Source organism: Streptomyces litmocidini, assembly GCF_014649755.1.
Taxonomy (GTDB): Bacteria; Actinomycetota; Actinomycetes; order Streptomycetales; family Streptomycetaceae; genus Streptomyces; species Streptomyces litmocidini.
On sequence record NZ_BMTQ01000004.1, the window covers coordinates 209716 to 233017 of the forward strand.

Here is a 23302-nt window from a genome sequence, read left to right on the forward strand (position 1 = left end):
TGCGCGACATGCCTCTTATCTCGGTCTCAGAAGGTCCGGCTCCGGGACGTCCCTCCCGGCAGGACCAGCCGGCATGACCGCTCGCGCGCCCCGGAGGATCCCCATGCGCACCACTGCCCGCCTGCTCACCGGTACCGCGCTGGCGGTCGCCGCGATCGGGGCGTTCGCCGCCCCCGCCGCGTACGCGAACGACGACAGCTGGAGCTCGAACGGCGAGAGCTGGAGCTCCGGCGACGAGAACTGGAACTCGGGCGGCGGCGGCCACGAGTCGCTGGAGCTCTCCCCGTCGTCCGCCTCCCCGGGCGAGACCGTCACCGTGAACACCCTCGCCTGCGGCAAGCACGGGCACGGCGTGGGCGACGCGAACTCGCTCGGCGCGGGCGAGTTCCAGCTGAAGCCGAGCACGCACAAGGAGGTCGTGGTCGGACAGTTCACGGTGCCGGAGCACGTCAAGGCCGGCTCCTACGGGATCAGCGTGGCCTGCGACAACGGCAAGACCGCCAAGGGCGACCTGTGGGTCAAGCACCGGGGTCCGAGCGGCCACGTCCAGACCGGTGTCGGGGGCAGCGTCGGCCCCGACACCGCCCAGGTCACGGCGGGCGCGGCGGTGCTGGCCGCGGCTGCCGTCGGCGGTGTCTGGCTCCTGCGGCGCCGGGCGAGCGGCGCGCAGGGCCACTGAGACCACCGCCTGTCCTGCCCCCGCCGCGCGCCCGCGCAAGGCCCGGCGGGGGCAGGGCCACACCCCACGAAGCGCGATCGAGGAAACCCAGGTGAGCAACAGGAGCAAGGGCTGGGGCATAGCCGCGGCCGCCTGCGTCGGGATCTGGCTCGTCCACAACGGCTCGGAGAACGTCACCCCGCCCGTGCCGTCGGCCGCGCAGGCCTTCGCCGCCGGGCCGAGCGTGCACACCGACGCCGCCGCCGACCCGCTGCCGCCCTCGGTGCCGGTCCGGCTCCGGATCCCCGAGACCGACGTGGACGCCCCGGTGACGCGGCTCGGCCTCACGGCGGACGGCGCGCTCGACGTGCCGCCGGCCGCGGACCGGAACCTGGCCGGCTGGTACGAGGACGGCACCACGCCCGGCGCCAAGGGCACCGCGATCATCGCGGGCCACGTCGACAACGCCGACGGGCCCGCCGTCTTCTACACCCTGGGCGCGCTCAAGAAGGGCCACCGGATCGAGGTGGTCCGGCAGGACGGGCGGACCGCCGTCTTCACGGTCGACGCGATCGAGGTGTACGCCAACAAGCACTTCCCGGACCGCAAGGTGTACGACGAGGCCGACCGGGCCGAGATCCGGGTGATCACCTGCGGCGGCGGCTTCTCGAAGAAGAGCGGTTACCAGGGGAACGTGGTCGCCTTCGGCCACCTCATCGGGGTGAAGTGACCCCGCGCCCGGCCCCGGCACGGGCTCCGGCTTCGCCCCCGCCCCCGGCCCCGGCCCCGGTCAGCTCCACTGGTCGAAGGCCAGCTTCGCGACCAGCGAGAGCACCACGACGAGCAGCACCCCGCGGACGAACTCGGCGCCCTTGCTCAGCGCCATCCGGGCGCCGAGCATCCCGCCGACGAGGTTGAAGACGGCCATGACGGCCGCGAGCCGCCAGTACACGGTGCCCTGGTGGGCGAACATGGCGAGCGCGCCCGCGTTGGTGCAGACGTTGACGATCTTCGCGGTGGCGGAGGCGGTCACCAGGTCCAGGTGGAGCACGGCGGTCAGCGCGAGGACCAGGAAGGTGCCGGTGCCCGGCCCGAACAGGCCGTCGTAGAACCCGATCCCGCCGCCGACGACCACGATCGCGGTCACGATCCGCGCCCGGGTCAGCGGCGCCCGCTCCCCCTCCTCGGCCTTCGCGCCGAAGGAGGGCCGCAGCATCACGAAGGCCGCGACGCCGAGCAGCACCACCATGATCACGGGGCGCAGGACCTCGCTGCTGATCCCGGCCGCGAAGAAGGCGCCGGCCATGGAGCCCGCGAGGGCCGCGAGCCCGATCCGCACCGCCGTCCACACCTGCACGGGCGCCTTGCGGAGATAGGTGACGGCGGCCCCCGTGGTGCCCACGATCGAGACGGCCTTGTTGGTGCCGAGGACGTGCGCGGCGGGAACGTGCGGAAGGCCGAGCAGCAGGGCGGGCAGCTGGAGCAGTCCGCCACCGCCCACCACGGCGTCGATCCAGCCCGCCACGAGCGCGGCGAGACAGAGCAGGACAAGGGTGGTGAGCGAGATGTCGGGCATGGACGTGAGCCTAGGGAGGCGGTCGTTGCCCCGTCCATCGATCGCCTGATCGTTGAGCTGGTTCAGAGCTTGCGGTGCCCGCGCCGCCCGGCCGGGCCTCACAGCGGGCCCCGCCCCGGACGGAGATCAGCGTTCCGTACGGGAAACAGTCGGGATCCCGACGGGTAACACCGGCCCCGCACCCTTTCGTCATGAGTACACGGATCGTGGTGGTCGGGGGCGGGACGGCGGGCGCCCGGCTCGCCCAGCGCCTGCCCGTCACCCTCCTCGGCGAAGAGCCGCACGCCCCCTACAACAGGGTGCTGCTCGCCGACGTCCTCGCCGGACGGTACGCCCCCGAGGTGATCGCCCTGCCCGGGACCCGCGAGCCGGTACGGCTCGGGGTGCGGGCGGTGCGGATCGACCGGGCCGCGCGGACCGTCGCCTGCGCGGACGGCTCGCTCGTCGCGTACGACCGGCTGGTCCTGGCCACCGGCTCCAACCCGGTGCTTCCGCCGCTGCGCGGGCTGCGCGGGGCGGCGCTCCCTTCCGGGGTCCACCCCTTCCGCACCCTCGACGACTGCCTGGAGCTGCGCGCCCTGGTACGGCCCGGAGTGCGGGCCGTGGTCATCGGCGGCGGACTCCTCGGGGTCTCCGCCGCGCGGGCCCTCGCCTCGCTGGGGGCCGACGTGGTCCTCACGCAGCAGGGCGAGCGCCTCATGGAGCGGCAGCTCGACGAGCAGGCCTCGGCGCTGCTCCGGGAGCACGTCGAGGCCCTCGGCGTCGAGGTCCACACCGAGTGCCGGGTCAGCGGCCTGCGGCAGCGGGACGGAGCGGTCACGGCGGTCGAACTCGCCGACGGCTTCGTCCTCGACGCGCAGGTCGTGGTCCTGGCGTGCGGGGTGCGGCCCCGGGTGGCCCTCGCCCGGGAGGCGGGCCTGGAGGTCGCGACGGGCATCGTCGTCGACGACGCCCTCCGCACCTCGGACCCGTACATCCACGCGATCGGGGACTGCGCGGAGCACGCGGGACGCGTGTACGGCCTGGCGGGCCCGGCCCTGGACCAGGCGGACGCGCTGACGGAACTGCTGCTGGCGGAGACGACCGCCGCCGGCGCCCCCGCCCACCCGCCGTGCGGGCAGTCGTCCCGCGGGGCGGGACGGACGGGCACACGGGACGGCGCCCCCGCCGGCGCCTCCGGCCCCGGTGCCGACCCGCACCACGAGGACGGCGCCGTCGGGCCGGGCGTCCAGGCGCGGGAGTCCGGACCCGGCAAGGGGCGCCGTTCCGCTGCGCCCGCCCTCCCCCGGGCCCTCGGCTCCGCCGGCGCGGGGGGGACCCCCCTCGCCCCGGCGGAACGGCCGTCCACGACGGGGGCACGGGCGGGCACCGCCCCGGCGGGTGCGCCCACCACGGGGGTGGGCGCACCCGCCGGGGCGGCAGGCGGGCCCGCGACGGCGGACGCGGCCCGCACGGCCCCCGCTCCCTACACCGGCACCCGCGCCCTCACCCGTCTCACCCTCGGCGGCCCGAAGCCCTTCGACCTCGCCGCCTTCGGCGAGGTCACCGCCCGCCCCGGTGACGACGTCGTCCAGCTCACCGACGCCACGCGCAGCGCGTACCGGAAGGTCGTCGTCCGCGGGGACCGGCTCGTCGGGGGCGTCCTCCTCGGCGACCTGGCCGCGGTCGGCGCGCTCGCAAGGGCCTGGGAGGGCGACGAAGCCCTGCCCGACGAGGCCCCCCTGCTCCACCTGCTCACCCACGACGGAGGCTCCTCATGACCACTCCCACCATCGTCCTGGTCGGCCACGGAATGGTCGGCCAGCGGTTCCTGGAGGCGCTCGCCGACCGTGGCGTCACCGGGCGGGCCAGGATCGTGGTCCTCTGCGAGGAGCCGCGTCCCGCCTACGACCGCGTCCAGCTGACCTCGTACTTCTCCGGCAGGACCCCGGACGACCTGTCGATGGTCGAGGCCGGCTTCATGGAGAAGCACGGCATCGAGCTGTACGTCGGCGACCCGGCCGAGACGATCGACCGGGAGGCCCGGACGGTCACCGCCCGTTCGGGGCGGGTCCTCGCGTACGACACCCTGGTCCTCGCCACCGGCTCGTACCCCTTCGTGCCTCCCGTCCCCGGCAAGGACGCCCGGGGCTGCTTCGTCTACCGCACGATCGAGGACCTGCTCGCGATCGAGGAGTACGCGAGGACGGCGACGACCGGCGCGGTCGTCGGCGGCGGCCTGCTCGGTCTGGAGGCGGCGGGTGCGCTGAAGGGCCTCGGGCTCGACACGCACGTCGTGGAGTTCGCGCCGCGGCTGATGCCGGTGCAGGTCGACGAGGGCGGCGGCGCGGCCCTGCTCCGCACGATCGAGAAGATGGGCCTGACCGTGCACACGGGGACGGGCACGCAGGAGGTCGTGACGGCGGACGGCGCCGTGTCGGGCATGAAGCTGTCGGACGGCTCCGAACTGGCCACGGACATGGTGGTCTTCTCGGCGGGCGTACGGCCCCGGGACCAGCTGGCCCGCGACTGCGGCCTGGACGTGGGCGAGCGCGGCGGCATCGCCGTGGACGAGCTCTGCCGGACCTCCGACCCGGCGGTCTTCGCGATCGGCGAGTGCGCGCTGGCCTCGGACGGCCGGGTGTACGGCCTGGTGGCGCCGGGCTACGAGATGGCGCAGACGGCGGCGGCGGCGATCGCCGGGGAGGGGGCGGGGGACGGCTTCACGGGCGCCGACATGTCGACGAAGCTGAAGCTGCTCGGCGTGGACGTGGCCTCGTTCGGCGACGCGCACGGGACCGCCGGGGACTGCCTCGACGTCGTGTACTCCGACTCCCGCTCGGGCGTCTACAAGAAGCTGGTGGTCTCCGCCGACGGGGTGCTGCTCGGCGGCGTCCTGGTCGGCGACGCCGAGCAGTACGGCCTGCTGCGCCCGCTGACCGGCACCGTGCCGCCGGTCTCGCCCGAGCAGCTGGTGCTCCCGGCGGGCGCGGGCGCACCGGTGGCGCTCGGCCCCTCGGCGCTGCCGGACGACGCGGTGATCTGCTCCTGCCACAACGTCACGAAGCACGCGATCGGCCAGTGCGAGTCGCTGGCCGAGGTGAAGAAGTGCACCAAGGCCGGTACGGGTTGCGGCAGTTGCGTGAAGGTGATCGAGAAGCTGCTGCCGGCTCCGACGGACGAGGGGCTCTGCGGCTGCTTCTCGTACACCCGGAGCGAGCTGTACGAGATCGCCCGCACCCTGCGGCTGACCTCCTTCGCCGCGCTGCTGGACTCGCACGGGCGCGAGGAGGCTCGGGGCGGGGAGGGGTGCGAGGTCTGCAAGCCGACCGTCGGCTCCATCCTGGCCTCCCTCAACAACGGGTACATCCTCGACGGCGAGCAGGCCTCCCTCCAGGACACCAACGACCACTTCCTCGCCAACATGCAGCGCAACGGCTCCTATTCGGTGGTGCCGCGCATCCCCGGCGGCGAGATCACGCCGGACAAGCTGATCGTGATCGGCGAGGTGGCCCGGGACTTCGGGCTCTACACGAAGATCACCGGCGGTCAGCGGATCGACCTCTTCGGCGCGCGGGTGGACCAGCTGCCCTCGATCTGGACCCGGCTCGTCGACGCGGGCTTCGAGTCGGGGCACGCGTACGGCAAGGCCCTGCGCACGGTGAAGTCCTGCGTCGGGCAGACCTGGTGCCGCTACGGCGTCCAGGACTCGGTGCGGATGGCGATCCGGCTGGAGCTGCGCTACCGGGGGCTGCGCGCCCCGCACAAGCTGAAGTCGGCGGTCTCGGGCTGCGCCCGCGAGTGCGCGGAGGCGCAGTCGAAGGACTTCGGGATCATCGCGACGGCCAACGGCTGGAACCTCTACGTCGGCGGGAACGGCGGCGCGACCCCGCGTCACGCGGACCTGCTCGCGCAGGACCTCTCGGACGCCGAACTGGTCCGTCTCATCGACCGGTTCCTGATGTTCTACATCCGGACGGCGGACCGCCTGGAGCGGACGTCGACCTGGCTGGAGCGCCTGGAGGGCGGGCTCGACCACCTCAGGGACGTGGTGGTGCACGACTCGCTGGGGCTCTGCGACGAGCTGGAGGCGCTGATGGCCGCGCACGTCGCCGGCTACCGGGACGAGTGGGCCGAGACGCTGGACGACCCGGAGCGGCTGCGGCGCTTCGTCTCCTTCGTGAACGCGCCCGGGGCGCCGGACCCGTCGGTCCGGTTCGTGCCGGAGCGGGACCAGATCAAGCCGGACCTCACGATTCTCACGATCGGAACGCTGGAAGGGGCCACCTCCCGATGACGACGATGACGACCACGACGACCCTGGAACTCTCCCCGTCCCCCGGCTCCTGGGTGGCGGTCTGCGAGGAGGCCCGGCTGATCCCGGGCCGGGGCGTGGCGGCGCTGCTGCCGGACGGCAGGCAGGCCGCGGTCTTCCGGGACCGGTCGGGCCGGACGTACGCGATCGACAACCGCGATCCGTTCACGGGGGCGCAGGTGCTGTCCCGGGGCCTGGTCGGTTCGGCGGGCGGGCGGGCGTTCGTGGCCTCGCCGCTCCTGAAGCAGCGCTTCGACCTGGAGACGGGCCGGTGCCTGGACGACGACGAGGTCGCGGTGGCGGTGTATCCGGTGCGCTCCATCTGACTTGACCGATCGTTCCAGATAGCCGTACGGTCCTTCCGTGGCCAGGACCAAGGAATTCGATCCCGAGGCCGCGCTCCAGGCGGCGCTCGAACTGTTCTGGGCGCGCGGCTACGAGGCGACGACGATGTCGGACCTCGTGGAGCGCCTCGGCATCGGCCGCGCCAGCATCTACGCGACCTTCGGCAACAAGCACGAGCTGTACCTGAAGGCGATGGACCGCTACCTGGAGACCCGCGATCCGCGGATCGTCGAGGAGCTGTCCGCGCCGGGCCCGGCCCTGCCGGCCGTGCGGGCCCTCGTCCGCCGCTTCGCCGCCGAGGCGGCGACGGACGGGGAACGGCTGAACGGCTGCTTCGTCACCAACTCGGCGGCGGAGCTGGGGCCGCACGACGCGGTGGTCGCCCGGCGGGTGGAGCTGAGCTGGGAGCAGATCGAGACGCTCCTGCACGGGGCGCTCGTCCGGGCCCGGGCCGGGGGCGAGCTCCCGGCCGGCCGGGACCCGCGGGCCCTCGCCCGGATGCTGCTCGTGCTGCTGCAGGGGATCCGGGTGGTCGGCAAGGTGTCGGGCGAGCCGGGCCGGGTCACGGACGCGGCGGAGCAGGCACTGGCCCTGCTCGATTGAGGAACGGGCGCCCCCGGGGGCGCCCGTTCTTCGGCCCTCATTATGGAATGTACGGTCAAGTTCAATGGCTGGTCAAGTTCACTGCCTGCCCGAGTTCACCGCCTGCCCGAGTTCACCGCCCGACAAGGAGCCCCCATGTCCGCACGCTTCACCGACCGCACCGTCCTCGTCACCGGCGCCGGTTCCGGTCTCGGCCGGGCCATCGCGCTCGCGTTCGCCGCCGAGGGCGCGAAGGTCGTCACCGCCGGCCGCACGGCGGAGTCCCTCGACGCGACGGTCGCCCTGATCGAGGCCGCCGGGGGCACCGCCGCGGCGGTCACCGCCGACGTGTCGAGCGCCGGGTCCACCCGGGAGCTGGTCCGGCGCGCGGTCGAGCTGTTCGGCGGCCTGGACGTGGCCGTGAACAACGCGGGGGTCTTCCGTGGCGGCGGCCACAGCGCCGCCGACCTCCCCCTGGAGGACTGGCGGACGCTGCTCGACACCAACGTCACGGGCGTGCTGCACGCCCTCCAGGCCGAGGTCGGCCACATGCGGGCGAACGGCGGCGGGGCCATCGTGAACATCGCGTCCAACCTGGGCCCGCACGTCCGGGTCCCCGGCCTCTTCGGCTACCAGGTCTCCAAGGCGGCGGTCTCGGCGATCACCCGGGCCGCGGCCCTGGACCACATCGGCGACGGGATCCGGATCAACGCCGTCAGCCCCGGCGCCGCCGAGTCCACCATGTCGCTGCGGCCCGGCGAGACGGAGGCCGAGCGGGAGGTCCGGATGAAGGAGCAGTCGCCGCTGGGCCGCATCTCGTCGGCGGCCGAGGTGGCGGCGGCGGTGCTGTACCTCGCGTCGGACGACGCGGGCTCCGCCGTCGGCACGGACCTGGTGATCGACGGCGGCGTCGCGGCCTGACCGGGGCGCGGGGGTTCAGCCCTGGACGGCCGCCGGGTCCATCCAGAAGACCTCCCAGTGGTGGCCGTCCAGGTCGGCGAAGGAGCGGCCGTACATGAAGCCCGCCTCCAGCGGTTCCTTCGCCGGGGTGCCGCCGGCGGCGAGGGCGGCGTCGGCGAGCCGGTCGCACGCCTCGCGGCTCTCGGCGCTCAGCGTGACCAGGACCTCCGTGGACTTCGTCGCGTCGGAGACCTCCTTGCCGGGGGCCATGAACGACGTGAACCTGGGCTCTTCGAGGAGCATCACGAAGATCGTGTCGCTGATGACCACACAGGCACTGGTCTCGTCGCTGAACTGCGGGTTCGAGGCGTAGCCGAGCTTCTCGAAGAAGGCCTTGCTCGCGTCGACGTCCTTGACGGGCAGGTTCACGAAGATCATCTGCGGGGTCATGTCCCTCTCTTCTCTCTCGTTCGGCGCTGTCGAGAGGTGAGACGGCTCCGCTCCTCGGAACTCATCGCTCCCGGGGAGTCTTCTGCCCGGGCCGCGGAACTCGCTCGGGCCGCGGAGCCCGCTCAGGCCACGGAGCGCAGGGCGAGGGCCGCCAGCGGGACGAACCCGCCGCCCGTGCCCTCCGTCGACCCGTCGCCCAGCCGCCTCAGCATGGCCAGGGCGATCCGCTCCCCCTGCGCCTTGGCCCGCTCGGCCCGGGGCCCGTCGTGGAGTCCGTCGACGCTCGCGCGCCAGAGCTGCACCCAGCGGCCGAAGTGGGCGGCGGTGAGCGGCCGGGAGGCGTGCAGGGCGGCGTGCGGGGCGAAGGCGTCGCGGTCGTAGTCGGCGGTGCGGAAGAGGGCGCGCTCCCAGAAGTCGGCGATGCGCGGCAGGTGGAGCTCCAGGTCGGTCCCGGCGACCTCGGTGAAGAAGGGCCCGATCAGCGGATCGGCGAAGGCGGCGGCGTAGAAGCGCCGCAGCAGCACGTCGAGGTCGTGGCGGTCGCCGATGTCGGGGGTCTCACGCATGCCCCCAGTGTGCCCCGGCGCCGGGCGGGGGCCCAGTGCCGGAGGTCCTTCCGTCAGCGGACCGTCCAGCGGTTCGGGGTCTCGGTCCTCTCGTCGTGCGCGAGCCGGCCGCCGCCGAGGGGGCGGACCAGGCCGTCGACGGGGGCGCGGGGTACGTGACGGATCCGCGCACCCTCCGGGGGCGGGCGCCGTGGAGCGGGGCGCGGCCTCCGGGCGGCCGTGCGGAACCGCTCGGGTGCGCGTGGATCGACAGGACGCGAACCCGACGCCCCGCACCGACACCGCCGTTCCCGCGCCGACACCGCCGTTCCCGCCTCGTCCCCGCCGCCTTCCCGTCACCGTTCGTTGACGCCCGGTCAATTCCGTACTCCTAGGTTCCGGAAGCGCGCGACCCCGTCGCCGACCGGTGCGGCGGGGCACCACCCTTCTCAGGAGTGAGACGTGGAGCGACGCACCTTCCTGCGCGGAGCGGTCATCGGCACCTCGGCCGCCGCCTTCGGCGGCAGCCTGTGGCAGAGCGCGGCCGTCGCCGCCCCCGCGCAGCCCGGCGCCGGCCCGTACGGGGCTCTCGGCGCGGCCGACGCGAACGGCATCCAGCTGCCGGCCGGGTTCAGCAGCCGGGTGATCGCCCGGTCCGGCCAGACCGTGACCGGCACCTCGTACGCCTGGCACAACGCCCCCGACGGGGGTGCCTGCTTCGCCGACGGCACCGGCTGGATCTACGTGTCGAACTCGGAGGTCAATCCGGGCGGCGGCGCGAGCGCGGTGCGCTTCGACTCGGCGGGCACGGTCACCGGCGCGTACCGCGTCCTCTCCGGCACCCGCCAGAACTGCGCCGGCGGCAAGACCCCCTGGAACACCTGGCTGTCCTGCGAGGAGGTGTCCCTCGGCTACGTCTACGAGACGAACCCGTGGGGCGGCACCGCCACCCGCCGGGACGCGATGGGCCGGTTCAAGCACGAGGCGGCGGCCGCCGACCCGGTGCGCCGGGCGATCTACCTGACCGAGGACGAGACGGACGGCTGCTTCTACCGCTTCCTTCCCACCACCTGGGGCGACCTCTCCTCCGGCACCCTCCAGGTGCTCACGGCCGGCACCGCCACCTCCGGCACCTTCGCCTGGCAGAACGTGCCGGACCCGGACGGCTCCCCGGCCACCACCCGCACCCAGGTCTCCGGCGCCAAGCACTTCAACGGCGGCGAGGGATGCCACTACGCGAACGACACCGTCTGGTTCACCACCAAGGGCGACAACCGGGTCTGGCAGGTGAACCTCGCCGCCGGCACGTACGAGCTGGCCTACGACGACTCGCTGGTCGTCGGCGGCGGCGCCCCGCTGACGGGCGTCGACAACATCACCGGCTCCGCCTCCGGCGACCTGTACGTCGCCGAGGACGGCGGCAACATGGAGATCTGCCTGATCACGCCGGACGACGTCGTGACGCCGTTCCTGCGGATCAACGGCCAGTCCGGCTCAGAGATCACCGGACCGGCCTTCTCCCCCGACGGCACGCGCCTGTACTTCTCCAGCCAGCGCGGCACGACCGGCAGTTCCTCGGGCGGCATCACCTACGAGGTGAAGGGCCCGTTCCGCGCGTAGCCGGGAGGTGGGGGGACCCGGCCCCGCGCGCGGTCGCGGGGCGGCGGGCACTCTCCGCGCGTAGCTACGGTGCGACCTGCCCGTTCTTCGTGTGGCCGCCCGGGTGGCAGCGCAGGTCCACCGGCCGCCGGGCGCCGCCGAGCAGGGCGGCGCCCAGCGGCGTCAGCGTGTGCAGGACGGCGTTGCCGTGGCGGAGGGTCGCGATGAGCCCGGCCTCGCGCAGCACGCCCGCGTGCTGGCTGGCCGAGGCCAGCGACACCCCGGCCCTGCGGGCCAGCTCGCTGGTCGTCCCGCCGTCCCCGATGGCGTGCAGGACGGCCGAGCGGGTCTGGCCGACCAGCTTGGCCAGCGAGGAGCCGCCCGGCGCGCGGACGGTCGGCGCCTCGCCGTGCGTGACGGGGTAGACGAGGACCGGCGGCAGCGCGGGGTCGCGCAGCACCACCGGGGTCCCCCGGCAGAAGAACGAGGGCTGGAGCAGCAGCCCGCGCCCGTCGAGGTGGACGTCCCGGTCGACGGGGTAGTCCGCCTCCAGGACGGGCGCGCGCCAGCGCAGCATCGGCGGCAGCGAGGCGAGCAGTTCCTCGGCGCCGCCGTCCAGGAGGGCCCGGCCGCGGCGGGCCCGGTCGGCCTCGACGCGGGCCCGGATGTGCGGCCAGTACGGTTCGATCGCGGCCCGGTGGTAGCCGCGCAGGGCCCCCACGAGCCGGTCGAAGGGCTCCGTGCCGCCGTCGGCGAGGGCGCGCAGCGAGTGGGGCACGGTCCGGGCGCCGGAGCGGTCGGCGGCGAGCAGCGAGAGTTCGCCGCGCAGCCGGCCGGGCTCGGTGGCGCGGATCGCCTGGAGGCCCTCGTCGAGGCCGTGGACGCCTTCGGCGGGCGTCAGGAAGTCGGGGAAATAGCCGCGGCTGGGAACGAGCGCGGCGAGAAGCCGGGTCTCACCGCCGAGCCGCGTCCGGGCGTCGGAGCGCCATTCTCCGTAGACGACGGAGCCGCGTCGGTCTCTTAAACGGTGAAAGCTCAGAATCGTTTCCCACAGAACGTCCGGCCGGGCGGCCGTCCGCACCCCCGCCAAGTCTTCTCCGGTGAAATGAATCCGCAGCATGAACGTCCCCACCTGTGCACTCGCAACCACCCCCGACGACGAGTATGCACAGCATCACTGCACGTTACCAGGGTGTTTCAGCCACAGTTGAAAGGCATCGCGGCGATCAGGGGGGAACCGAAAAGCTGTACGGGTCGGGCAGGAAACCTTCAGGACCGAGGTGACGTGGTGAAGACCGTGGGGGGCTTTGCCCGTCCGGCGGCGGTCGGCGAGGTTGTGGCTCACCTGCCCGGCATCGGTAAAGGGCGCGGCCTCCGGGTGGGGATCCGGGGGTCGCGCCGCCCCGTTCTTTGAGCCGGAAATCCAGAAGTTCAATAGCCAATAATTCAAACGGTCGCAATTGAACATTGGCTCACATCAGCTCGACGGACAAACGAACAACGGGACGGACACCTCCGCACAAAAGGTGTCCGTCCCGTCTTTTTCTGAATCCGGAGCCGCCGCCCGTCGGTGAGGGTCGAGCGAGACCGACGGCGGCCCCGGTGGACTCAGCGGCTGTCGCTGCCCTTCGCCTCGGCCGCGGCGCGGCCGGCCTCCAGGCGCGCCACCGGGATCCGGAAGGGCGAGCAGGAGACGTAGTCGAGGCCGACCTCGTGGAAGAAGTGCACCGACTCCGGGTCACCGCCGTGCTCGCCGCAGACGCCGAGCTTGATGTCGGGGCGGGTGGCCCGGCCGGCCTGGACGGCGCTGCGCACGAGCGCGCCGACACCGTCCTTGTCGATGGTCTCGAAGGGGCTGACGCCGAAGATGCCCTTCTCCAGGTACGCGGTGAAGAACGAGGCCTCCACGTCGTCGCGGGAGAAGCCCCAGACCGTCTGCGTCAGGTCGTTCGTGCCGAAGGAGAAGAACTCGGCGGCCTCGGCGATCTGACCGGCGGTCACGGCGGCGCGCGGCAGCTCGATCATGGTGCCGAGCGCGAGCTTCAGTTCGACGCCGGTCTGCGCCTGGACCTCGGCGATGACCTGCTCGGCCTCCTCGCGGACGATCTCCAGCTCCTGGACGGTGCCGACGAGCGGGATCATGATCTCGGCGCGCGGGTCGCCCTTGGCCTCGATGCGGTGGGCCGCGGCCTCCGCGATCGCCCGGACCTGCATGGTGAACAGGCCGGGGATGACCAGGCCGAGGCGGACGCCGCGCAGACCCAGCATCGGGTTCTGCTCGTGCAGCCGGTGCACGGCCTGGAGCAGGCGCAGGTCGTTCTCGTGCGGCTCCTTGCGGGACTCGGCGAGGGCGACGCGCACCGACAGCTCGGTGATGTCGGGCAGGAACTCGTGCAGCGGCGGGTCGAGCAGGCGGACCGTGACGGGCAGCCCGTCCATGGCCTCGAAGAGCTCGATGAAGTCCTGCTTCTGCAGCGGGAGCAGCGCCTTCAGCGAGTCGTCGCGCTCGGCGTCCGTGTCGGCGAGGATGAGCCGCTCGACGTACTGGCGGCGCTCGCCGAGGAACATGTGCTCGGTGCGGCACAGGCCGATGCCCTGGGCCCCGAAGCGGCGGGCGCGCGAGGCGTCCTCGGCGTTGTCGGCGTTGGCGCGGACGCGGAGGCGGCGGACGCGGTCGGCGTAGGCCATGATCCGGTGGACGGCGGCGACGAGCTCGTCGGCGTCGTCGGCGCCGGCGTGCATGCGGCCCTCGAAGTACTCGACGACCGGGGAGGGCACGACGGGCACCTCGCCGAGGTAGACCTTGCCGGTGGAGCCGTCGATGGAGACGACGTCGCCCTCCTCGACGACCTGGCCGTCGGCCGTGGTCATCCGGCGGCGCTTGGTGTCGACCTCGAGCTCCTCGGCGCCGCAGACGCAGGTCTTGCCCATGCCGCGGGCGACGACGGCGGCGTGGGAGGTCTTGCCGCCGCGGGAGGTGAGGATGCCCTCGGCGGCGATCATGCCGTCCAGGTCGTCCGGATTGGTCTCGCGGCGGATCAGGATGACCTTCTCGCCGGAGCGGGACCACTTGACGGCCGTGTACGAGTCGAAGACGGCCTTGCCGACGGCGGCGCCCGGGGAGGCGGCGATGCCGCGCCCGATCTGCTCGACCTTGGCGTTCTCGTCGAACTTGGGGAACATCAGCTGGGCGAGCTGGGCGCCGGTGACGCGCTGGAGCGCCTCGGCCTCGTCGATCAGGCCCTGGTCCACGAGCTGCGTGGCGATGCGGAAGGCGGCACCGGCGGTGCGCTTGCCGACGCGGGTCTGGAGCATCCAGAGCTGGCCGCGCTCGATGGTGAACTCGATGTCGCAGAGATCCTTGTAGTGGGTCTCCAGGGTCTCCATGATCTGCATGAGCTGGTCGTACGACTTCTTGTCGATCGACTCGAGGTCGGCCAGCGGCACGGTGTTGCGGATGCCGGCGACGACGTCCTCGCCCTGCGCGTTCTGCAGGTAGTCGCCGTAGACGCCCTGGTGGCCGGAGGCGGGGTCGCGGGTGAAGGCGACGCCGGTGCCGGAGTCCGGGCCGAGGTTGCCGAAGACCATCGAGCAGACGTTGACGGCGGTGCCGAGGTCGCCCGGGATGCGCTCCTGGCGGCGGTACAGCTTGGCGCGGTCCGTGTTCCAGGAGTTGAAGACGGCCTCGATGGCGAGGTCCATCTGCTCGCGCGGGTCCTGCGGGAAGTCGCGGCCGGTCTGGGCCTTCACGATCTTCTTGAAGTGCTTGACGACCTTCTTGAGGTCGGCGGCGTCGAGGTCGGTGTCGCTGGCGACCTTCTTCGCGGCCTTGGCCTCGTCGAGGGCCTCCTCGAAGAGTTCGCCGTCGACGCCGAGGACGGTCTTGCCGAACATCTGGATCAGGCGGCGGTACGAGTCCCACGCGAAGCGGTCGTTGTCGGCCTGGCGGGCGAGGCCGGTCACGGACTCGTCGGAGAGGCCGATGTTGAGGACGGTGTCCATCATGCCCGGCATGGAGAACTTCGCGCCCGAGCGGACGGAGACGAGGAGCGGGTCGTCGGCCTGGCCGAGCTTCTTGCCCATCTTCCGCTCGAGGGCGTCGAGGTGGGCGGTCACCTCGTCGCGGAGTTCGACGGGCTCGGAGCCGCTCTCGAGGTAGACCTTGCACGCCTCGGTGGTGATCGTGAAGCCCGGGGGCACCGGCAGGCCGAGATTGGTCATCTCGGCGAGGTTGGCGCCCTTGCCACCGAGCAGGTCCTTCAGGTCCCTGTTGCCCTCGGTGAAGTCGTACACGAACTTCTGATCAATGTTTCCCGACACGGGTCTCGACTCCTCGACGACTCGGTTGGCTGCCCTGACGGCGAGGAACATACCCAGATCGAAGGCTTCTAGGGAGGTACGCCTGCCGGTCACACGGTCTTAACCACCCATCCGCCAGCACTTCGAAAGTTACCGATGCGAAGTATTCGTTTTCACGGCCCGAAGGCCAGTTGACCCAAATCAGGAAAGAGTCGCTCTTCTGAGCACCCGATCGAGCATTTGCGTTCAACTCTTGAACACAAAAGGGGTGGCACCGAGTGCCACCCCTTCAGGCTGTACAACTGACCCGGATGCGCTCATCTGAGCGCAACCCCCCTCAAGGGTGGCGAGGATCACTCCCTCGAGAGGGGCTGAATCTCAGCCTCCGGACGTGTCCAGCTCGGCGTCCTCGCTCACCCCGGCGCAGTCGTACGGGTCCTTCAACCACCCGTCCGGCAGGACAACCCGGTTGTTTCCGGACGTACGGCCCCGAGGGCCGTCCGCACCCGCCGGCCAGGGCTGGTCCAGGTCCAGCTCGCTCAACTGAGCGCGCAGCTCGTCCAGGGAAGAGGTGATCGCGAGCTTCTTGCGCATCTCGGAGCCGACCGCGAAGCCCTTCAGGTACCAGGCCACGTGCTTGCGGAAGTCGATGACACCGCGTGCCTCGTCGCCCAGCCACTCGCCGAGCAGCCGCGCGTGCCGCACCATCGCGTCCGCGACCTCCCGCAGGCCCGGCTGCGCGTAGGCCCCGGTGCCCTCGAAGCCCGCCACCAGGTCCCCGAAGAGCCAGGGGCGGCCCAGACAGCCGCGGCCCACGACGACGCCGTCGCAGCCCGTCTCGCGCATCATCCGCAGGGCGTCGTCGGCCGACCAGATGTCGCCGTTGCCGAGCACCGGGATCTCCGGCACGTGTTCCTTGAGCCGCGCGATCGCGTCCCAGTCGGCCGTGCCGCCGTAGTGCTGCGCCGCCGTCCGCCCGTGCAGGGCGATCGCCGTGACGCCCTCCTCGACCGCGATCCGGCCCGCGTCGAGGTAGGTGATGTGGTCGTCGTCGATGCCCTTGCGCATCTTCATCGTCACCGGCAGGGCGCCCGCGTTGCTCACGGCCTCGTTCAGGATCGCCCGCAGCAGCGGCCGCTTGTAGGGCAGGGCCGAGCCGCCGCCCTTCCGCGTCACCTTGGGGACCGGACAGCCGAAGTTCAGGTCGATGTGGTCGGCCAGGTCCTCGTCGACGATCATCCGCACCGCCTTGCCGACCGTCACCGGGTCGACTCCGTACAGCTGGATCGAGCGCGGCTTCTCCGTCTCGTCGAAGCGGATGAGCTGCATCGTCTTCTCGTTGCGCTCGACCAGGGCGCGCGTCGTGATCATCTCGCTCACGAACAGCCCCTTGCCGCCGCTGAACTCGCGGCAGAGGGTACGGAAGGGGGCGTTGGTGATGCCGGCCATGGGGGCGAGGACCACCGGGGGCTGCACGATGTGCGGCCCGATGGCGAGAGGAGTGAACGCGGTCATTCGGCCATTGTCCCGCACTGCGGAGTTTCTTAGACAGCCGTACGATCCGCACATGCCCGAGCTCACACGCGGTCGCCGCCTCGTCGTCCTCGCGATCTGCTGCATGAGCCTGCTGATCGTCAGCCTGGACAACACCGCCCTCAACGTCGCCCTGCCCGCCATGCGGCGCGACCTCGGCGCCACCGTCGCCGGCATGCAGTGGACGATCGACGCCTACACCCTGGTCCTCGCCTCCCTGCTGATGCTCGCCGGCTCCACCGCCGACCGGATCGGCCGCCGCAAGGTCTTCGCCACCGGTCTGGTGGTGTTCGCGCTCGGCTCGCTGCTCTGCTCCCTCGCGCCGAACCTGGAGGCCCTGGTCGTCTTCCGGATGGTGCAGGCCGTGGGCGGCTCGATGCTGAACCCGGTCGCCATGTCGATCATCACCAACACCTTCACGGACCCGGCGGCACGCGCGCGTGCCATCGGGATCTGGGGCGGGGTCGTCGGCGTCTCCATGGCCGCCGGGCCGCTGGTGGGCGGGGTGCTCGTCCAGTCGGTCGGCTGGCGGGCGATCTTCTGGGTGAACCTGCCGGTCGCCCTCGCCGCCCTGCTCCTCACCCTGCGGTACGTCCCCGAGTCCCGCGCGCCCCGGCCCCGGCGCCCCGACCCCGTCGGACAGGTCCTGGTGACGGCGCTCCTCGGCTCGCTCACGTACGCGATCATCGAGACCGACCCGCTCTTCGCCGGGATCGCGGCCGTCGCGCTCGCCGGTCTCCTGTTCTACGAGCCCCGGCGCCGCGAGCCCCTGATCGACCTGCGGTTCTTCCGCAGCGCGCCGTTCAGCGGGGCCACCGTCATCGCGGTCTGCGCCTTCGCCTCTCTCGGCGGCTTCCTCTTCCTGAACACGCTGTACCTCCAGGACGTGCGCGGCCTCTCCCCGCTGTCCGCCGGGCTCTGGATGCTGCCGATGGCCGGCATGACCCTCGTCTTCGCCCCGCTGTCGGGGCGGCTCACGGCGGCGCGCGGGCCGCGCCCCTCGCTGCTGCTCGCGGGGACGGCGATGGCGGCCGGGCCGCTGCTCTTCGCGGCCTTCGCGGCCGAGACGAGCGACGCGCTGCTCCTCACCGGGTACGTGGTCTTCGGCATCGGCTTCGGCCTGGTGAACGCCCCGATCACGAACACCGCCGTCTCCGGGATGCCCCGCGCGCAGGCCGGGGTGGCGGCGGCGGTGGCCTCCACGAGCCGCCAGGTCGGGCAGACGCTGGGGGTCGCGGTGATCGGCACGGTCCTGGCGGCGGGGGCCGGCGCCCTGCCGCACGCGGACGCGTTCGTGGCGGCGGCCCGCCCCGGCTACTGGATCATCACGGGCTGCGGGCTCGCCGTCCTGGCGGTCGGCGCCCTGACCAGCGGACCGTGGGCCCGGCGCACGGCGGAGCGGACGGCGCGGTGCCTGGCGTCCGAGGACGGCCGGGAGGACGCCCGGAAGGACGACGCGGAGAACGGCCGGGAGGGCGCCCGGAAGGACGACGCGGAGGACGGCCGGGAGGGCGGCGGGGAGGAGGACCGGGAGGGCGGCGCTCAGGCCACGGCCAAGGCCCCCTCGGCCTGAGCCTCCCGCTCCCGGACCACCAGGTCGAGGAGGCGGGCGACGCCGGCGTGGGTGGCGTCGTCCACCGGGACGTACGTGACGAGGTGGGTCCCGGCGTTCGGACCGAGCCAGAGGTTGGTGTGCTCGAAGCTGAGGAGTCCCACCCGGGCGTTGCGGATGACCTTCACGCGGCCGCCGGGGGCGACCACCTCGTGCCGGGCCCAGAGCTCCCGGAACTCGGGCGAGGCCTCTTCGAGGCGGCGTACGAGCTCCTTCCAGGCGGGCTCGGCCAGGTGCTCGGCCATGGCGGCGCGGAGCTTCCCGGCGAGCGCGCGCATGACCTCGGGGAGGTCGGTGACGGAGGCCCGGAAGTCCTCGTTCGTGAAGGCCAGCCAGAGGGAGTTGCGGTCCTCGCGGGGCAGCGAGTCCAGGTCGCAGAAGAGCTGTCCGAAGGTGCGGTTGTGGGCGAGGAAGTCGTAGCGGCTGTTCTGGACGGCGGCGGGCACGGGCTCCAGCTGGTCGAGCAGGCGCCGCAGGGTGGGCGTGACGACCGGGCAGGCCGCCTCCGGGTGCGGGTCGGCGTGTCCGGCCAGGGCGAAGAGGTGGCTGCGCTCGGTCGGGTCGAGCAGCAGGGCCCCGGCGAGGGCGTCCAGGACCTGCGGGGAGACCTGGATGTCGCGGGCCTGTTCGAGCCAGGTGTACCAGGTGACGCCGACGGCGGAGAGGTGCGCGACCTCCTCGCGGCGCAGTCCGGGGGTGCGGCGGCGCCTGCCCCGGGGCAGGCCGACCTGCTCGGGGGTGATGCGCTCGCGCCGGCTGCGCAGGAAGGCCGCCAGTTCGTGCCGCCGCACCTCGGTCTCGCTCGGTGCCTCGGTTCCGCTCATCGCCATGACGGTCATGCCTCCAGGGTGCCGGGGTGGTCAGCCGGTTTCCAGGTACTGCTTGTACCAGGATAAAGACACTCTGGTACCAGGCTGAGCGGAGGCGGAGGCTCGGTCCCGTGACTACCACCGCTTCCGTCCGTACCGCGGCCCCGGCCGGCCGCCAGGCGCCGCCCGCGGCGCTCGGCGCCCCCGGCCTGTTCACCGTCCTCCTCGGTGCCGCGCTCCCCCTCATCGACTTCTTCATCGTCAACGTCGCCCTGCCGTCCATCGACCACGACCTGGCCGCGGGACCGGCGCTCCTGGAGCTGGTCGTCGCCGGGTACGGCCTGGCGTACTCGGTGCTGCTCGTCCTCGGCGGGCGGCTCGGTGACCTCTTCGGCCGCCGGCGCCTCTTCCTCGCCGGCATGGCCGCCTTCGGCCTGACCTCGCTCGCCTGCGGGCTCGCCCCGGACGCCTGGAGCCTGGTCGCGGCGCGGGTGGCGCAGGGCGCGGCGGCGGCGCTGATGCTGCCGCAGGTGCTCGCGACCATCCACTCCTCGACGGAGGGGCCGCGCCGGGCGCGGGCGCTGAGCCTGTACGGGGCGACGGCCGGTCTCGCGATGGCGGGCGGCCAGATCCTGGGCGGGGTGCTGGTGACCGCCGACATCGCGGGTTCCGGCTGGCGCTCGGTGTTCCTGGTGAACGTGCCGGTGGCGGTGGCGGGCCTGGTCCTCGCCCTGCGCACCGTGCCGGAGACCCGCTTGGACCGTCCGGCGCCGGTGGACGTGCCGGGGACGCTGCTGCTGGCGCTCGCGCTGCTGGCCCTGCTCGCGCCGCTGACGGAGGGCCGGGCGGCGGGCTGGCCGCTGTGGACCTGGGTGTCGCTCGCGCTGTTCCCGTTCGTGGCGGGGGCCTTCTGGTGGGTGGAGCGGCGGGCGGACCGCCGGGGCGCCGTTCCGCTGGTCCCGCCGAGCCTGCTCGCCCTGGTCCCGCTGCGGCGCGGGCTGATGGTGGTGCTGCCGCTCTCGCTGGGCTTCAGCGGCTTCATGTTCGTGATCGCGGTGGCGCTCCAGCAGGGCCTGGAGACGGGTGCGGTGGCCTCGGGCCTGGCGCTCGTGCCGATGGCGCTCGCCTTCTTCGGCGCCTCGCTCGCGGGGCCCCGGCTCGTACGGCGCTGGGGCACCCGGATCGTGCCGGTGGGGGCCGTGCTCCAGGGCCTCGGCATCGCCGCCATCGCCTGGTCGGTGGGGCACGACTGGCAGGGGCTGTCGGTCGGGGACCTGGTGCCGGGCATGGCGGTGGCGGGTCTCGGTCAGGGGCTCCAGCTGCCGGTGCTGTTCCGGGTGGTGCTGTCGGAGGTCCCGTCGGAGCGGGCGGGCGTGGGCAGCGGGGTCATGGTGACCACGCAGCAGGCGGCGCTGACGCTGGGGGTGGCGACGCTGGGTTCGCTCTTCCTGTCGCTGGCCTCCTCGCCGGCGGAGATGGGGACGGCGCTGAGGACGACGCTCCTGGTCCAGTTGGGCGTGGTGGCGCTGACGCTGCTGCTGAGCCTGCGTCTCCCCCGCGCGGTGAGGTGAGGGACGACCTCGGGATGGAGTGACAGATATTGAAATCTGTCATCGGTCATGCCATGGTTGTTCCATGACCACGACACCGAAGACCTCCGTCCCCACCCGCCCGCTCGGCGCCACCGGCCCCGTCGTCTCCGCGCTCGGCCTCGGCTGCATGGGCATGTCCGCGCTGTACGGCGAGAGCGACCGCGCGGAGTCGATCGCGACGATCCACGCGGCCCTGGACGCCGGCGTCACCCTGCTCGACACCGGCGACTTCTACGGGATGGGCCACAACGAACTGCTGATCGAGGAGGCGCTGCGGACCGCACCCGCCGGCGCCCGCGAACAGGCGCTGACCAGCGTGAAGTTCGGCGCCCTCCGCACGGTCGAGGGCGGCTTCACCGGCTACGACGGCCGCCCGGCCGCCGTGAAGAACTTCGCGGCGTACTCGCTCCAGCGCCTCGGCACCGGCCACATCGACATCTACCGGATCGCCCGCGTCGACCCGGACGTCCCGATCGAGGAGACCGTCGGCGCCATCGCCGAGCTGGTCGAGGCGGGGCACGTCCGCCACATCGGCCTCTCCGAGGTCGGCGCGGACACCCTGCGCCGGGCGGCGGCCGTCGCCCCGATCGCGGACCTCCAGATCGAGTACAGCCTCGTCTCCCGGTCGGTCGAGGAGAAGATCCTCCCCACCGCCCGAGAACTGGGCATCGGCGTCACCGCGTACGGAGTGCTCTCACGGGGCCTGATCAGCGGCCACTTCACCCGGGACCGGGAACTCGCCCCCGGCGACTTCCGCGGGATGTCCCCGCGCTTCCAGGGCGAGAACCTCGACCGGAACCTGGACCTGGTGGACCGGCTGCGCACGGTCGCCGAGGCCAAGGGCGTCACGGTCGCGCAGACCGCGATCGCCTGGGTGCTGGCCCAGGGACCCCGTCACGGCGTCGACGTCGTCCCGCTGGTCGGCGCCCGTCGCCGCGACCGGCTCGCGGAGGCGCTCGGCGCCCTGGACGTCACGCTCGGCGCCGACGACCTGGCCGCGATCGAGGAGGCCGTCCCGGCGGGCGCCGCGGCCGGCGCCCGCTACCCGGAGGCGCAGATGGCCCATCTGGACAGCGAGCGCTGACGGGTACTGTCGTTCCATGGCCGCCACCGAGACCCTGACCGCAGAGCGCATCCTCGAAGCCACCGAGGAGGTGCTGCGACGCTACGGCCCCGCGAAGGCGACCGTCGTCGACGTGGCCCGGGTCCTCGGCGTCAGCCACGGCAGCGTCTACCGCCACTTCCGTACGAAGGCGGCGCTGCGCGAGGCGGTCACGGAGCGTTGGCTGGAGCGGACGATCGTCGCGCTCCGGCCGTACGTCGGGGCGGGGGGCCCGGCGGACGAGCGGCTGACCGAGTGGCTCACGGCCCTGTTCGCCCTGAAGCGCAAGAAGGCGGGCGGCGATCCGGAGCTGATGGCCACCTTCCAGGTGCTGATCGGCGAGAACAGCGCGGTGGTCGACCGGCACGAGGAGCACCTCGTCGAGCAGATCGCGCACATCGTGGAGGACGGCCACCGCGAGGGCCTGTTCGCGGCCCCGGAGCGGGACTTCACGACCACGGCGCGCGCGGTCTTCCACGCCACGGACCGCTTCCACAACCCGGCGCACGCGGCCGACTGGTCGGCCCCGGGCGTCGAGGAGGCCTTCACGGCGGTCGTCTCCCTGGTCCAGCGGGCACTGCGGGCCTGAGAACGTCCCGCTTTGAAGATCATTTGGCGTGGAATTTCCCCTTCCCTGTCCGGTACATGACTAGCGTTCTCCCGCACCGCGACCGCGAGACCGTGAAAAGCACCCAGGGGGAACCATGTCCACACCCGCCAGGCCGGCACGATCAGGCGGCGCCTCCGCGATCGGGTGGGTGCTCACCATCGGCCTCAACGTCGTCGCGCCGATCGTCACGTACAACACGCTGACGGAGGACCACGGCTGGTCCGAGTTCTCCGCCCTGCTCCTCAGCAGCGCGTGGCCGGTCCTCGACACCGCGGTCATGGCCGCCTGGCGCCGCAAGATCGACGAGTTCGCCGTGGTCACCCTGGTCTTCCTGGTGATCACGGCCGTGGTCTCGCTGGTCGGCGCCCACACCGCCCGCGCGCTCCTGGTCAAGGACTCGTCGGTCACGGGCCTGTTCGGCCTGCTCTGCCTGGGGACGCTGTTCGCCCCGCGCCCGCTGATGTTCTACTTCGGCCGCAAGTTCGCGACCGACGGGACGCCGACGAGCACGGCCTGGTGGAACGGCATGTGGCAGTTCGAGGGCTTCCGCTCCACCATGCGCACGATGACGCTGGTGTGGGGCGTGGCGTACGTGACGGAGGCACTGGTCCGCGTCGCCCTCGCGTACGCGCTGCCCACGAAGACCATGGTCACGCTCAGCCCGGTCATGATCTACGGAGTCCTCGGCGCCCTCGGCGTCTGGACGGCCTGGTTCGGGAAGCGCCGCGCGGCGGAGGGGGCCCGGCGCCGGGCCGAGGCCGAGGCGGCCGCCGGCGCCGCGACCGCCTGACGCACG

At 72.7% G+C, this 23302-nt stretch carries 20 protein-coding genes; 13 read left to right on the forward strand and 7 right to left on the reverse strand.

The features are described 5' to 3' along the window. The first annotated feature begins 103 nt into the window (after positions 1 to 103). Positions 104 to 679, forward strand: coding sequence for a GVDTG sorting domain-containing protein (locus IE180_RS10550; RefSeq protein ID WP_190156552.1), 576 nt, complete (start codon positions 104 to 106; stop codon positions 677 to 679). A gap of 91 nt (positions 680 to 770) precedes the next feature. Continuing rightward, entirely contained in the window at positions 771 to 1388 is a 618-nt protein-coding gene (locus IE180_RS10555; protein ID WP_190156553.1) for a class F sortase, read from the forward strand. A gap of 60 nt (positions 1389 to 1448) precedes the next feature. Here the strand turns inward: IE180_RS10555 and IE180_RS10560 are convergent, their stop codons facing one another. Next, complete coding sequence (locus tag IE180_RS10560) at positions 1449 to 2234, reverse strand: sulfite exporter TauE/SafE family protein (protein WP_190156554.1); 786 nt, start codon at positions 2232 to 2234, stop codon at positions 1449 to 1451. Positions 2235 to 2425: 191 nt separating this feature from the next. Between IE180_RS10560 and IE180_RS10565 the strand changes: the two genes are divergently transcribed. The 5 genes from IE180_RS10565 (at position 2426) to IE180_RS10585 (ending at position 8376) form a co-directional block, all read left to right on the forward strand. After that, a complete protein-coding gene (locus tag IE180_RS10565; RefSeq protein ID WP_190156555.1) occupies positions 2426 to 3994 on the forward strand; it encodes an NAD(P)/FAD-dependent oxidoreductase in 1569 nt (522 codons plus the stop codon). Continuing rightward, complete coding sequence (nirB, locus tag IE180_RS10570) at positions 3991 to 6510, forward strand: nitrite reductase large subunit NirB (protein WP_190156556.1); 2520 nt, start codon at positions 3991 to 3993, stop codon at positions 6508 to 6510. The genes IE180_RS10565 and nirB overlap by 4 nt, the downstream gene beginning before the upstream one ends. Beyond that, entirely contained in the window at positions 6507 to 6854 is a 348-nt protein-coding gene (gene nirD / locus IE180_RS10575; protein WP_190156557.1) for a nitrite reductase small subunit NirD, read from the forward strand. Before nirB ends, nirD begins: the two co-directional genes overlap by 4 nt. Before the next feature lie 37 nt (positions 6855 to 6891). Then, positions 6892 to 7476 (forward strand): TetR/AcrR family transcriptional regulator, encoded by a 585-nt coding sequence (locus tag IE180_RS10580; protein WP_190156558.1) that lies wholly within the window; start codon positions 6892 to 6894, stop codon positions 7474 to 7476. Positions 7477 to 7611: 135 nt separating this feature from the next. Continuing rightward, entirely contained in the window at positions 7612 to 8376 is a 765-nt protein-coding gene (locus IE180_RS10585; protein WP_190156559.1) for an SDR family NAD(P)-dependent oxidoreductase, read from the forward strand. A gap of 15 nt (positions 8377 to 8391) precedes the next feature. Here the strand turns inward: IE180_RS10585 and IE180_RS10590 are convergent, their stop codons facing one another. After that, complete coding sequence (locus tag IE180_RS10590; RefSeq protein ID WP_190156560.1) at positions 8392 to 8805, reverse strand: VOC family protein; 414 nt, start codon at positions 8803 to 8805, stop codon at positions 8392 to 8394. 122 nt (positions 8806 to 8927) lie between these two features. Then, complete coding sequence (locus IE180_RS10595; RefSeq protein ID WP_190156561.1) at positions 8928 to 9371, reverse strand: group III truncated hemoglobin; 444 nt, start codon at positions 9369 to 9371, stop codon at positions 8928 to 8930. Between the two features lie 441 nt (positions 9372 to 9812). Here IE180_RS10595 and IE180_RS10600 point away from each other — a divergent pair, with 441 nt between their 5' ends. Further along, positions 9813 to 10970, forward strand: coding sequence for an alkaline phosphatase PhoX (locus IE180_RS10600; protein ID WP_190156562.1), 1158 nt, complete (start codon positions 9813 to 9815; stop codon positions 10968 to 10970). A 64-nt stretch (positions 10971 to 11034) separates the two neighbouring features. Here the strand turns inward: IE180_RS10600 and IE180_RS10605 are convergent, their stop codons facing one another. The 3 genes from IE180_RS10605 to dusB form a co-directional block, all read right to left on the reverse strand. Then, on the reverse strand, positions 11035 to 12069 hold the full coding sequence (locus IE180_RS10605; RefSeq protein ID WP_190156563.1) for an ArsR/SmtB family transcription factor: 1035 nt from the start codon (positions 12067 to 12069) through the stop codon (positions 11035 to 11037). Positions 12070 to 12557: 488 nt separating this feature from the next. Beyond that, entirely contained in the window at positions 12558 to 15269 is a 2712-nt protein-coding gene (gene ppdK, locus IE180_RS10610) for a pyruvate, phosphate dikinase (protein ID WP_190156564.1), read from the reverse strand. A gap of 357 nt (positions 15270 to 15626) precedes the next feature. Then, positions 15627 to 16763, reverse strand: coding sequence for a tRNA dihydrouridine synthase DusB (dusB, locus tag IE180_RS10615; RefSeq protein ID WP_190156565.1), 1137 nt, complete (start codon positions 16761 to 16763; stop codon positions 15627 to 15629). Between the two features lie 52 nt (positions 16764 to 16815). On the opposite strand from dusB, the gene IE180_RS10620 reads away from it, so the two are divergent. Then, positions 16816 to 18354: an MFS transporter gene (locus tag IE180_RS10620; protein ID WP_190156566.1), complete on the forward strand. Its 1539-nt coding sequence runs from the start codon at positions 16816 to 16818 to the stop codon at positions 18352 to 18354. Here IE180_RS10620 and IE180_RS10625 read toward each other — a convergent pair. Continuing rightward, the gene (locus IE180_RS10625) at positions 18324 to 19232 is read right to left on the reverse strand and encodes an MmyB family transcriptional regulator (protein WP_190156567.1); all 909 of its coding nucleotides are present in this window, start codon (positions 19230 to 19232) and stop codon (positions 18324 to 18326) included. The two genes, IE180_RS10620 and IE180_RS10625, sit on opposite strands and share 31 nt — an antisense overlap. A 101-nt stretch (positions 19233 to 19333) precedes the next feature. Here IE180_RS10625 and IE180_RS10630 point away from each other — a divergent pair, with 101 nt between their 5' ends. The 4 genes from IE180_RS10630 (at position 19334) to IE180_RS10645 (ending at position 23296) form a co-directional block, all read left to right on the forward strand. Then, positions 19334 to 20773: an MFS transporter gene (locus tag IE180_RS10630; RefSeq protein ID WP_373302721.1), complete on the forward strand. Its 1440-nt coding sequence runs from the start codon at positions 19334 to 19336 to the stop codon at positions 20771 to 20773. A 64-nt stretch (positions 20774 to 20837) separates the two neighbouring features. After that, complete coding sequence (locus tag IE180_RS10635) at positions 20838 to 21878, forward strand: aldo/keto reductase (RefSeq protein WP_190156568.1); 1041 nt, start codon at positions 20838 to 20840, stop codon at positions 21876 to 21878. 16 nt (positions 21879 to 21894) lie between these two features. After that, complete coding sequence (locus IE180_RS10640; protein ID WP_190156569.1) at positions 21895 to 22485, forward strand: TetR/AcrR family transcriptional regulator; 591 nt, start codon at positions 21895 to 21897, stop codon at positions 22483 to 22485. 115 nt (positions 22486 to 22600) lie between these two features. Next, on the forward strand, positions 22601 to 23296 hold the full coding sequence (locus tag IE180_RS10645; RefSeq protein ID WP_190156570.1) for a VC0807 family protein: 696 nt from the start codon (positions 22601 to 22603) through the stop codon (positions 23294 to 23296). Positions 23297 to 23302: the final 6 nt, after the last annotated feature.